Here is an 11,669-nt window from a genome sequence, read left to right on the forward strand (position 1 = left end):
CGGTGAGCTACGCGCCTGGTCCGGCGCGGAGGAAGTCGACGACGCGGTCCAGGACCGTTGTGTCGCGGACGTCGTGCTGCAGGTCGTGGCCCCCGCCGGGGACCTCCAGATAGGTCGGTGCGGCGCCCTCGGGCCACTGGGCCGCGCGCAGACGCGCGTACAGACGGCGGGAGTGCTCGACGGGGATGATCGGGTCGGCGTCGCCGTGCACGATGAGCAGCGGCAGCCGCATGCGGTCGGCGAGCCGCAGCAGGTCGCGGGGGCCGAGTTCGTCGTCGAGGTCGGTGCGTCCGCCGAGCCGGTCCAGCAGGGCGCGTACCGAGGGCGGGCCGTCCGCGTACAGCTCCCGTCCGGACAGGAAGGGCGCGACGACCGCGGCGCGCGACCACAGGTCCGACCGGGCGGCGCAGGCCAGCAGCGCGAGGTACGCGCCGTAGCTGGCCCCGTACAACATCGGCCGGGGTTCGCCGGGGTCGCGGGCGGCGGCCAGCGCGTGGCCCAGGGCGAGGACGTCGGCGAGGTCCGGGCCGCCCCAGGCGTCGCGGATGGCGTCACGGTGGGCGGCTCCGTAGCCGGTGCTGCCGCGCTGGTTGGGCGCGACGACGGCGACGCCCGCCCTGGACAGGCGCTGGAAGAGCGGTTCGTGGGCGAACCGCCAGGCGGCCTCGGGGCCGCCGTGCAGCGCGACCACCACCCGGCGGCCGGCCGCGGGATCGCCGTACACGATCGCCTCGATCGGCCCCGCCGCCCCCGGGTAGGACCGCACCCGGGCCGGGGACGTCTCGCCGTCCGCGGCCGGCGGCCGCGACACGGAGCAGCCGGCGATGCCGACCAGGCCGGCGGGGCGGCCGGGCGCACTGTGGACCAGGTGCAGCCCGCCCGTGCTCCAGCGGGCGGCCGGATGGATCACCCCGGCGGGCAGGCCGGCCTCGGCGCCGGTGTCCTCGATCAGATCGTACAGGACGAGGTGGGAGCGGGTGCGGCGGTTCACCGCGAGGGCCAGCCGCCGTCCCGAGGGGTTCAGCGCCAGCGGCGTCACCTCGCCGTCGAAGGCGTTCAGCCGTTCGGGGTGGCGGGTGGGCCCGTCGTCGTCGCGGTCGCGGACGCCCAGGCGGTACGCGCCCTCGCGGCGCACGGCCGTCAGCAGCACGCCCGCGCCGGGGGCCGCCAGCAGGACGTACTCGTCGCCCGCCGGCCCGGCCAGCGGGGTGAGGAGGCCGTTCGAGGTGTCCAGGACCACGGTGGCCGGTCCGGCCCCGGCCCTGGTCAGGGCGAGCCGGTGGCCGGCCGCGTCGAGCCAGATCCCGCCCCTGACCGGGTACGGCGCCGTGGCGATGCGCTCCGGGCGTTCCGGCCGGCCGGACAGGCGCCACACCGAGGTGCGACCGTCGGCGCCGGTGGCCAGCGCCAGGGCGGCGATCCCCGGGGCCGCGCCCGCCACGACCCTGACCACGCCGCCGCGGAAGACCGCCAGCTCGTGCTCCTCGGCGTGCGCGTCGTCGTGCGACGACGCGGTGACCAGCGTCAGGCGGTGCCCGTCCGCTCCGGCGCGGCACAGCAGCACGTCGCCGCCGTCGGTGGGCGTCGGCACGCTCGCCGAGGTCTCGCCGGCGCGGGTGGGGAGGGTCCGCGGGCGTGCGCCGGCGACGTCCCACACCTCGGGGACGAGGTGGCCGCGCCGGGCGAGGCAGGCGACGTACCGGCCGTTCCCGGAGAACCGGAAGTTGATGCGGGTGACGTCGGGCAGGTGGCCCTTCTCCGCTGTGGTGACGTGGCCGCTCATCGGGCGAGCCAGCCGGAGTCGTCGTCCGCCGTCCAGGGGCGGGGCCCGCCGTGCCGGAGCCTGTCCAGGAAGCTCAGGACGCCCGCCAGCCCGGTGTTCCAGCCGACGCCCGTCGCCGTCCCTCCCTCGTCCGGCGTGACCAGCGACCCGCCGCGCACGACGGCGCGGCTCCACAGGACCGCGGCCAGCTCCTCGGCCTGCGCCCGGTAGCCGGGCTCGTCCAGGAAGGCGGCCAGGTCGAGCAGGAACTGCCCGTCACCGGCCAGGCCGTGGCAGGCCGAGGTGCCCGAGGCCAGGCGGCGGGCGTACACGGTGGCCGCGGCGCCCTCGGCGGCCTGCCGGAAGCGCGGGTCGCCGGTGGCCGCGTGCAGGCGGACGAGGAACGTCCCGATCCCCGACGATCCGCTGCACCAGTGCGGGATCCTGCCGCCGCCGCCGGGAGAGTCCGGCCACCAGGTCGTGCCGTCGCGATCCTCCGCCGCGGCCAGCAGCGTCTCCCCTGCCTCCACGGCGGTCTCCAGGCAGTCCGCGCGATCCAGCGCGGTGCCGGCGGCCAGCAGGAACGTCGCGATCCCCGCGACCCCGTGGGCGAAGCCGTAGTGCACGAGGCCGGCCAGCGTGGAGTCGAAGTCGGCGGGGACGGGCCACAACACCGCACCGTCGGTGTGCCGGGCCGCCTTGATCAGGGCGTCGGCGCACTCACCGGCGCGGTCGCCGAAGCGGGCCTCGCCGGTCTCCCGCCGGAAGTGCAGCAGGGCCAGCCCCGCGCCGGCCAGGCCATGGCACACGTCCGGGTTCGGCCAGGTCACCGGCAGGGTGAGCGCCATCTCGACGCCCGCGGCGCGGACGGCCTCGTCGCCGAGCCGGCGTCCCGCCTCGAACAGGCCCCAGGCGATGCCGGCCCGGCCGAAGTACAGACCGGGGGACGGCCGGTGCTCCCCCTCCAGACGGCGGATCGTCCAGGCCGCGGCCTCCCGCAGGACCGTGCCGGCATCGTCGCGCGCCTGCGGGGTGAGCGCCCGGTCACCCGCGAGGACGGACGCCAGCAGGTGCAGCACCCCCGCCGAGCCGTACTGGACGGCACACGGATCGGCCGTCGCGCCGAACCCGGAGGCGGGCCACAGGGCGCCCGCGGGCCGGGAGGCGGCGAGCGCCTCCGGTGACATCGCGCGCCGGAGGTGGGCGATGCCGTCGTGGAGGAGGCGATCCTGGCCGGGCCCGTCCAGGCGGCGGACGTCGGCCGCCACGGACGGCACGTCGCGTCCGGACAGCTCGCCCAGGAACTCCTCCGCCCGGCGCAGGTCCCACCGCTCCTCGGGGTCCTCCGCCATCAGGCCGAGCAGCAGGGGCGCCATCGCGGTCGCCACGGGATCACCGGCGGTGGCGACGCCCACCAGCGTGGCCAGCCGCGCGTCGCGTGACCGCCCGCCGAGGGGGTCGTCGTCCAGCAGCATCGGCGTGGACGCGGTGCACAGGTGGTACAGCGTCGCGCCCAGCGCGTACAGGTCGGCGGCGCGGCCGGGCGCGGGCGCGTGCACGGCGGCGGCGCGCTGCTCGGGAGCCGCGTAGCCCGGCGTGTGGCTCCGCTGGACGACCGTGCCGGGCACGGCGGCCAGTTCCAGGTCGATCAGCCGGCATTCGCGCTCGGGCGTGACCATGACGTTGTTCGGCGTCAGGTCGCGCAGCACGTACCCCTGGTCGTGCACGGTGGAGACCAGGGCCACCAGACTCCTGGACAGGCGCAGGACGATCTCCTGCCAGGCCGCGTCCGAACCGGCGCGGCGGTGCTCGCCGGCCCAGCTGCCCAGCGCGGTCCCGGGCAGGAGTTCCTGGGCCAGGAACAGGTTGCCGTCCTGCTCGAAGAGCGCCACCTTGCGCGCCGTGACGCCCGGCGGGCCGAACAGGTCGAGCATGTGCGCCTCGTGACGGAGCAGATCACGCATGTCGCGCCCGTCGATCGTCGCGCCGAGGTGGGGGCGGGCCTGCTTGACGACCACCTCTCCCCCCTCGTGCCGGTCCTCGGCCAGGAACACGCCGCCCTTGGCGCTGTGCCGGATCGCCTTGCGCACCACGAACCGGCCGGCGAGCAGCACCTGCTCCGGGCGGGCGGAACCCTGCACCGGCTGTTCCGGCTCGAACGGGCACGCCGCCCATGCCGGCGGGGAGTACCACGCCTCGCGCCGGTCGATCTCCTTGGTGCCGTCGGGCGCGGTCAGCCGGGAGACGTAGGCGCCGTCGTGACCGAGTTCGCTCGGGGCGGCGAACACCCCGTAGCGGTAGTGCACGAGACTGCCCGGCCGGTAGGCGCGATCGGACAGGATCGGCGGCCCGCTCAGGGCGTAGGTGGCCGCGTGCAGGTCCTCGGCGATCAGCACGGCGGTGCGGTCGTCCGGCGGGTACACGGTGACGAACTTGCCGACCGAGCCGCGCGGCGTCTCCCGGGACAGGAGTCCGGTCACCTCATGAAGGCCGGAGGCGAACTTGAACGCGCACCGGTGGCGGCCCAGCACCTCGACGACCCGGGTCAGCACCAGGGGCGCCGACAGCGGGGTGGCCGACACGTGCAGCTTCCAGCCCTGCGCCCGCTGGACGGAGTCCACCGGGGTCACGTAGGTCCACGGAGTGCCGGGGTGGATCTCCCAACCCGCGATCTCCTGCTGCCCGGTCGCCTGTTGCCCGGTCACCCGCGCCAGTGCCGCCCTGGCGACGTCCTGGAGCAGGAGACGATCCCCCTCGGGGCGCTCACCGTTGTCCATGGGCTCACTTCCGTCCTCGCGTCTGTGCCGTTCCCGTTCCGCGCGGCGTCGCGCGGAACGGGGACGAAGGTACGGCGAGGAGTTGTGGCCGGCTTGTGGCCGAGCCCGGCGTACCGGACCGCCGGGATCGCCCGGAGCGGCCGGTCGCCACAAGTGATTCCAAGGTTCTGCCAGGACGGGGACGGCGAACCGTCACCGTCGTACGAAGGCGCCTCCTCCGGCGCCGCTGCCGTCAGTACACGTCGAACATCACCAGCCCCTCCACCACGGTCCTTCCGCAGCCGGTGAATCCGCAGCTCATCATGCAACCGGAGAGCTGGGCCTCCTCGTGGGCGGGAAGCATGTCCAATGCGAAGATGTCGAGTTCCATGCGGACGACTGTTCAGCACCGGCCTTGTGGCTCACATGTGGCCGGGGGTGAGAACTCGCGGACGGCTCACTTCTCGGCGATGAACCCGTGGTACCGGCCCATCCAGTACGGCAGCAGGTACGAGGTGCCGTCGTTCTCGCCGTGGCCGTCGCCGCCCTGGTCCAGCTTGTACGGGTCGTGGTTCCAGTGGCTGATCACCCGCTCGTCGATCGGGAGCACGGTGCCGCTGCGGAGCATGCCGAGCTTCTTCGGGTCGGCGTCGGGCCGGATGTGCCGGCCGAGGTTGACGATGTCGAGGCGCTGGCTGTTGCTCTGCTTCCAGTCGATCATGTTGATCGGGAAGCGCTTCAGCGTGTCGATCGACTGCTCCAGCCAGGGCCCGGTCATCTCCAGCGGGAAGGGGCCGTAGGCGTCGGTCCAGACCTGGTCCTTCAGCGTGACGCCGGCGATGAAGTTGAAGAACGGGTTGAGCTCGTACTGCTCCTGCTGCCAGTAGTCGTAGAGGGAGCGGGCCCAGGTGGCCTTCAGGTCGGCGTCCTGTTCGTAGCGGAGCAGGTGGTAGTAGTTCATGAACGCCATCTCGTCGTCGGACTGGTTGCCGCCGCCGACGCCCGGGGTGACCTTGGGCTGCTGGGTGTTCAGGTCGTAGCCGTGCTCGTCGATGAGCTTGGCCTTGGCCTGCGCGTACTTTTCTGGATTTTTCGCGACATGCTCGGCGATGGTGAGGAAAGTGATGATCGTCTGGCTGTTGAGGCCGCGTTCCTCCCTCCGCCACGGGTTGCCGTTGAGCTCCTTCGGGTTGAAGAAACCCCAGCGGGTGGGCTTGCCGTCATGGTCGACCAGCGAGAAGTCGTGGTCGATCAGGTGGTCGGTGAGCCTGGTGATCACACCCGCCACCTCGTCCTTCTCCGCGCCGGTCGCGACCAGGTCGTGGTAGAGCGCGTAGAGGAAGTAGTGGCCGACCAGCTCGTCGGAGCTGGCGTCGGTCTTCCAGAACCACTTGCCGTCGGCGCTCCTGGGCCAGCGCGGGACCAGGATCTTCCAGTACGCGTCGCCCTTCTGCTTGTCGCGGTCGTGCTGCTCGTTGTCCTTGATGTTGGGGTCGGTGGCGGTGGTCTCCAGGATCGTGCGGGCGATGAAGCCCTTGGGCGCCGGGTCGGTGCCCGCCTGGGTGACGTCGCCGAGGAACTTCAGCGCCTCGAACGCCTTGCGCGCGTTGGCCTTGGCCGTGCCGTCCTTGGTGGCGGCGTACCTGAACGCCTCGGCCGCGCCGTACATGCCCGTCCAGAGGCCGTCGTTGTCGCTCGCGCCCTGGCCGTACTGGGTCAGGTCGCCCGGCCTGGCCAGCCCGATGCCCTCGACGAAGCCGTACGGGGTGCGCTTGTGCCGGGCGTCGATGGCCTGCTCGTAGACGGCCGCCTTCTCCGCCAGCGTGGTCCGGCGGGCCTCGATGACGCCGGCGGCCGTGGCGGTGCCGAAGTAGGCGTTGGCGTTCCCGTCCACGGTGATCGCGGCGACCGCGTCGTCGGGCAGCCAGCGGCGGCCCTGCCGGTACTCCCAGGTGACGCCGTCGAAGTGCACGGCGCCCTTGGCCGTGCCGAGCCAGACGTCGCCGCCGGCGCCGGGGGCGATCGCGGTGAAGCCGAGCATGGGCAGCCCTTCGGCGGGGCCGTACTGCTTGAGCGTGGCGCCGTCCCGCAGCGTGAGGCCGGTGGGGCCGGCCAGCCAGAGGCGGCCCTTGGAGTCGTAGGCCAGGTGGGTGGTGCCGGGGGCGGGTGAGATCTGGGCCCACGACCGGCCGGTGTGCTCGAAGACGCCGGTGGCGGTGGCGACGGCGACGGCCCCGGATGCGGCGCGGGCGGCGGCGGTGGCCTGTCCGGGCAGCCGGTCGGGACGCCACGAGCCGCCGGGCCCCTTGCGGTAGAGGCGGTCGCCTTGGACGAGGATCACGTCGTCGCCGCCGAGCAGCAGGGCCGTGGCCGGATCGACGCCCGGCGGCAGCCGATCGGCGCCCTTGGCGACCTCGTCGCCCTCCCCCGCCTTCTGGCCGGCCTTCGCCGCGTTCCTGATCGTCAGCAGGCCGCCGGCGGTGAGGGCGACGAGGTCGTCGCCGCGCCAGACGACCTTGTGGGCGGCGGTGGCCGACAGGGAGGTCCAGGCGCCGGCGGCGTACCGGGCCAGGCCCTTGTCGTGGGCGGCGGCGACGACGCCGCCGGGGCCGGCCGCGAGTGCGGCGATCCTGCCTTGCGGAGCCGGCAGCGTGGCGCCGACCTGGAGGACGAAGGGGTCGACGACCGTGGCGGCCGAGGCGGGTGCGGCGGTGACGGCCGGTCCCGCGCCGAGCGCGACGGTCGCGGCGAGCAGGAGGTTCTGGAGTCGTGCCATGGGGTTCCTCCGGATGAGGGGGCTGCGAGATACAGTAAAGAGTCTTTATTGCATCCGGGCAAGAGTCTTTACTAGAATTCGGGCCATGTCCCAGCATGCGACGCTCACCACCCTGCGCGAGATCAACGCGTCCGTGGTCCTGGAGGCCATTCGAGCCGACCCGCCGATCTCACGGGCCGAGGTGAGCCGCCGCACCGGCATGACCAAGCCGACGGTGGCCAACGCCCTCGACCTGCTCGCCTCCGCCGGCCTGGTCCGCCAGGCCGAACCGCCCGGCGAGATGCATTACGGCGCCGTCTACTTCGAGCCGGTCCACACGCTGGCCCACGTCCTGGCCCTGGACATCGGCACCCGCTTCGTCCGCGGCGCGCTGTGCGACCTGCGCGGCACGATGCTGGCCAGGCACGACGAACGCATCGACGACTCCGACCCGGCGACGATCCTGCGCGCCGCCGTGGCCGTCCGCGACACCCTGTCCCCCGGCGGCCCGGCGGCGGGCGGCGGGGGGATCGAGCTGGTCGCGGCCGGGGTGCCGGGCGTGGTGGATCCCGAGGAGGGGGTCATCCGGCAGAGCAACCGGCCCGCGCTGGAGGGCATGGCGATCCGGTCCGGGCTGGAGGCCGCGCTCGGCGTGCCGGCCGAGGTCGAGACCGACGTCAACCTGGCGGTGATCGGCGAGCACGCCCTGGGCGCCGGGCGTGGGGTCGCCGACTTCGCGTTCCTGTCCATCGGCGCCGGCGTCGGGGCCGGGCTGATCCTGGGCGACCGGGCCCATCGAGGGCATCGGGGGGCCGCCGGCGAGGTCGACGACCCCGCCCCCGGCGAGGACGAGCTGCCCGACAGCCCCTCGGGGGACGCGCTGATGAAATGGGCCCGCGCCTGGATCGCGGCAGGTCTGCGCGACGGCGACACCACGCTGCGGCTCGACGCCACGCCGGAGGCCATCTTCGCCGCCGCGTCCCGGGGGGACGGGCTGGCCTCGGCCATCGTCGCCGAGGAGGCCCGGCGGATCGCGTCGCGGATCGCCACCATCTCCCGGGTCGCCGACGTCGAGCTGGTCGTGCTCGGCGGGGGCATCGGGCTGGCCTGCGCGAGCATCCTGCCGGAGATCGGCGCCGCGCTGGCGGGCATGCTGCGCCACCCGCCCGCCGTCGAGGTCTCGGCGCTGGGCAACGCGCCCGTGCTGACCGGCGGCCTGGCCCACGGCACGCGTCTGCTCAGGGAGTCGGTCGCCACCCGCCGCATCTCGGCCGCGGCCAAGGTCTCCGCGGCGGCCAAGGCCGCCGGTTCCGGGGCGGAGGCCCGATGAAGGTCACCGTCGTCGGCGGCGGCTCCACCTACACCCCCGAGCTGGCCGGCGGCCTGGCCGCCCTGGAGCTGGACGAACTCGTCCTCATGGACCCCGACGAGGAACGCCTCGCCGTCGTCGGCGGCCTGGCCACCCGCATGCTGCGCGGCAGGGCCGGACGCGTCCGGCTCACCACCGGCCTGGACGAGGCGGTCGAAGGCGCGGACGCCGTGCTGCTGCAGTTACGCGTCGGCGGCCAGCGAGCGCGGCACGGCGACGAGACCTGGCCGCTGGAGTGCGGCTGCGTCGGCCAGGAGACCACCGGCGCGGGCGGCCTGGCCAAGGCCCTGCGGACGATCCCCGAAGTGCTGCGCATCGCCGACCGGGTCCGCGCCCTCGCCCCCGGCGCCTGGCTGATCGACTTCACGAACCCCGTCGGGCTGGTCACCCGCGCCCTGCTCGACGCCGGTCATCGCGCCGTCGGCCTGTGCAACGTGGCCATCGGGTTCCAGCGGCTGTTCGCCCGGCTGCACGGCTGCGCGCCCGCGGAGCTCACGCTGGGACATGCCGGGCTCAATCACTTGTCGTGGGAGCGTTCGGCGTGGGTGGACGGGGTCGACGTGCTGCCGGGGCTGATCGAGCGGCACGTCGCCGAGCTGGCCGCCGAGTGCGAGCTGCCCGCCGGGCTGATCACCGCTCTGGGCGTCGTGCCCTCCTACTACCTGCGCTTCTACTACGCCCACGACCAGGTGGTGGCCGAGCAGCTCGGGCGTCCGACGCGGGCGCAGGAGGTGCTGGAGCTGGAGCGGCGGCTGCTGGAGATGTACCCGGCGCTGGACGACAAGCCGGAGCTCCTGGAGCAGCGGGGCGGCGCGTTCTACTCGACGGCCGCGGTCGACCTGCTCGCCTCGCTGCTCCATGACCGGGGGGATGTGCAGGTGGTCAACGTCCGCAACGAGGGGACCCTGCCCTTCCTGCCCGCCTCGGCGGTGATCGAGACGCCGGCGCGGATCACCGCCGCCGGGGCCGTCCCGCTGGCCGTGCCGGCGGTGGAGCCCTTGCAGGCGGGGCTGATCGCGCACGTCAGCGCGTACGAGGAGCTGGCGGTGCGGGCGGCGTCCCGCCCTGATCGGGCGCACGTGGAGGCGGCGCTGCTGGCCCATCCGCTGGTGGGGCAGTACGACCTGGCGCAGGGGCTGGCCGACCGGCTGCTGGCGGCCCACCAGGTCTGGGCCTCGTGACCGGGCCCGCGGTCCTGGCGATCGACGCGGGCAACAGCAAGACCGACGTGGCGCTGGTCGGCGCCGACGGCGAGTTGCTCGCCTGGGTGCGCGGCGGCGGGTTCCAGCCGCACGGGCCGCGGCTTCCCGCCGCGATCGGCCTGCTCGCCGACCTCGTGGCGGCGGCCGTACGGCGGGCGGACCCGCCTCCGGACGGCGGCCGCCGCGGGTTCGTGGCCTCTCGGGTGTCGGCGTTCCTGGCGCACTGTGACCTGCCGGTCGAGCAGGAGATCCTGCAGCGGGCCGTCGAGGCGCGGGAGTGGGCGCCCCAGGTCGTCGTGGACAACGACACCTTCGCGATCCTGCGGGCGGGGGCGGACGTGCCGTACGGCGTGGCGGTGGTGTGCGGCGGCGGAATGAACTGCGTGGCGCGCGGCCCCGGCGGCCAGGTCGCCCGGTGGCCGGCGCTGGGCCGGCGCTCGGGCGACTGGGGCGGCGGGGAATGGCTGGGCGAGGAGGTGCTGTGGTGGGCCGTGCGCGACGAGGACGGCCGCGGCCCGCGCACCCTGCTGCGCCAGGCCGTGGCCGCCCGCTTCGGCCTGCCGGACGTCACCTCGGTGTGCGTGGGGTTCCACCTCGGGCACCTGCCCGAGGAGCGGCTGCACGAGCTGGTGCCGGTGCTGTTCGAGGTGGCGGCGGCAGGGGACGCCGTCGCCGTGTCGCTGGTGGAGCGTCTGGGCGACGAGGTCGCGGCCTGGGCGGGCGCGGCGATCGAGCGGCTGGACTGGGGCGGGGTGAGCGTGCCCGTCGTGCTCGGGGGCGGGGTGCTGGCCGGCCGGGACGCCCGGCTGCTGGCCCGGATCGGCAAGGGGCTGCCCGGGGTGGACGTCCGGGTGCTGGACGCGCCGCCGATCGTGGGGTCGGCCCTGCACGGGCTGGACCGCCTCGGCGCGACGTCCGAGGCGGTGGAGCGGCGGCTGCGAGCCGGATTCGCCACTCGGCGGCCGTCATGCCCATGAACACGACCGTGTCCTCCCGTTCGAGAAGTCTGGTAAAGACTCTTGCCTAGATGAGATAAAGACTCTTTACTGTCTTCATGAAGTCAGCAGGCTTTGCGGTCCGCGGGGTCATCGAAGGGTTCTACGGCCGTCCATGGAGTCACGAGCAGCGGCTCGACCTGCTCGGCTTCCTCGGCGCCCGGGGCATGAACACCTACGTCCACGCCCCCAAGGCCGACCGGCCGTCGTGGCGGGAGGCCGGCGACGTCCAGGCGTTGTGCGTGGCGTTCGAGCGGGCCATGGAGGCCGGGGCCGCCGGCGACGACCCGTACGTCCGGGCCCTCGGCCTGATCGACGCCCGGATCGACCTGTTCTGGACCGGCCGGAGCATCTGCTCGGCCACCATCGACCTGGCCGACGCCGCGGCCGTCGCCCGCGCGCTGAACCGGGCCCCGCTCTACTGGGACAACTACCCGGTCAACGACGTCGCGATGGGTCACGAGCTGCACATCGGCCCGTACCGGGGCAGGGGCCGGCACCTGTACCGGTTCGCCACCGGTGTCGTGGCCAACGGCATGGAGCTCTACGAGTCATCGAAGATCGCCTTCGCCACGGTCGCCGACTACCTGCGCGACCCGGAGGGCTACGACCCGGAGGAGAGCTGGGAGCGGGCCCTGGCCGACGTCGTCGGGGACGGCGCGGATCCGGCCGCCTACCGGCTGCGCGCTGGTGGCCGAGGCCCGGCCCTGGCTGGAGGAGTTCGAGCGGGGCGCGCTGGCGCTGCTGGCCACCGCTCGTCGAAACGTACGACCGCACCCCCGTCGCCCCGCACCCAAGCGGGTGTTCGGCGACTGTCTTGAGGAGTTCTC

Annotated in this window: 8 protein-coding genes; 4 read left to right on the forward strand and 4 right to left on the reverse strand. The window is 74.2% G+C overall.

The features are described 5' to 3' along the window. Positions 1-7: 7 nt before the first annotated feature. From ACIBK9_RS33555 to ACIBK9_RS33570, 4 genes are all read right to left on the reverse strand, one after another. Positions 8-1,783 carry an alpha/beta hydrolase family protein gene (locus ACIBK9_RS33555; protein WP_397162606.1) on the reverse strand — a complete coding sequence of 592 codons (1,776 nt, stop codon included), beginning with the start codon at positions 1,781-1,783 and terminating at the stop codon, positions 8-10. Next, positions 1,780-4,539 (reverse strand): class IV lanthionine synthetase LanL, encoded by a 2,760-nt coding sequence (gene lanL, locus ACIBK9_RS33560; RefSeq protein WP_397162607.1) that lies wholly within the window; start codon positions 4,537-4,539, stop codon positions 1,780-1,782. The genes ACIBK9_RS33555 and lanL overlap by 4 nt, the downstream gene beginning before the upstream one ends. Before the next feature lie 232 nt (positions 4,540-4,771). Further along, complete coding sequence (locus tag ACIBK9_RS33565; protein ID WP_397162608.1) at positions 4,772-4,909, reverse strand: hypothetical protein; 138 nt, start codon at positions 4,907-4,909, stop codon at positions 4,772-4,774. Positions 4,910-4,975: 66 nt separating this feature from the next. After that, on the reverse strand, positions 4,976-7,294 hold the full coding sequence (locus tag ACIBK9_RS33570) for a hypothetical protein (protein ID WP_397162609.1): 2,319 nt from the start codon (positions 7,292-7,294) through the stop codon (positions 4,976-4,978). Positions 7,295-7,379: 85 nt separating this feature from the next. Here ACIBK9_RS33570 and ACIBK9_RS33575 point away from each other — a divergent pair, with 85 nt between their 5' ends. From ACIBK9_RS33575 to ACIBK9_RS33590, 4 genes are all read left to right on the forward strand, one after another. Next, positions 7,380-8,603, forward strand: coding sequence for an ROK family transcriptional regulator (locus tag ACIBK9_RS33575; RefSeq protein ID WP_358299708.1), 1,224 nt, complete (start codon positions 7,380-7,382; stop codon positions 8,601-8,603). Then, positions 8,600-9,823, forward strand: coding sequence for a 6-phospho-beta-glucosidase (locus ACIBK9_RS33580; RefSeq protein ID WP_397162610.1), 1,224 nt, complete (start codon positions 8,600-8,602; stop codon positions 9,821-9,823). The genes ACIBK9_RS33575 and ACIBK9_RS33580 overlap by 4 nt, the downstream gene beginning before the upstream one ends. After that, positions 9,820-10,821 carry an N-acetylglucosamine kinase gene (locus ACIBK9_RS33585; protein ID WP_397162611.1) on the forward strand — a complete coding sequence of 334 codons (1,002 nt, stop codon included), beginning with the start codon at positions 9,820-9,822 and terminating at the stop codon, positions 10,819-10,821. Before ACIBK9_RS33580 ends, ACIBK9_RS33585 begins: the two co-directional genes overlap by 4 nt. 77 nt (positions 10,822-10,898) lie before the next feature. Next, positions 10,899-11,660, forward strand: coding sequence for a beta-N-acetylglucosaminidase domain-containing protein (locus tag ACIBK9_RS33590; RefSeq protein ID WP_397162612.1), 762 nt, complete (start codon positions 10,899-10,901; stop codon positions 11,658-11,660). Positions 11,661-11,669: the final 9 nt, after the last annotated feature.

The sequence above is a fragment of the Nonomuraea sp. NPDC050227 genome (genome assembly GCF_044459705.1).
In the GTDB taxonomy this organism is placed as follows: Bacteria; Actinomycetota; Actinomycetes; order Streptosporangiales; family Streptosporangiaceae; genus Nonomuraea.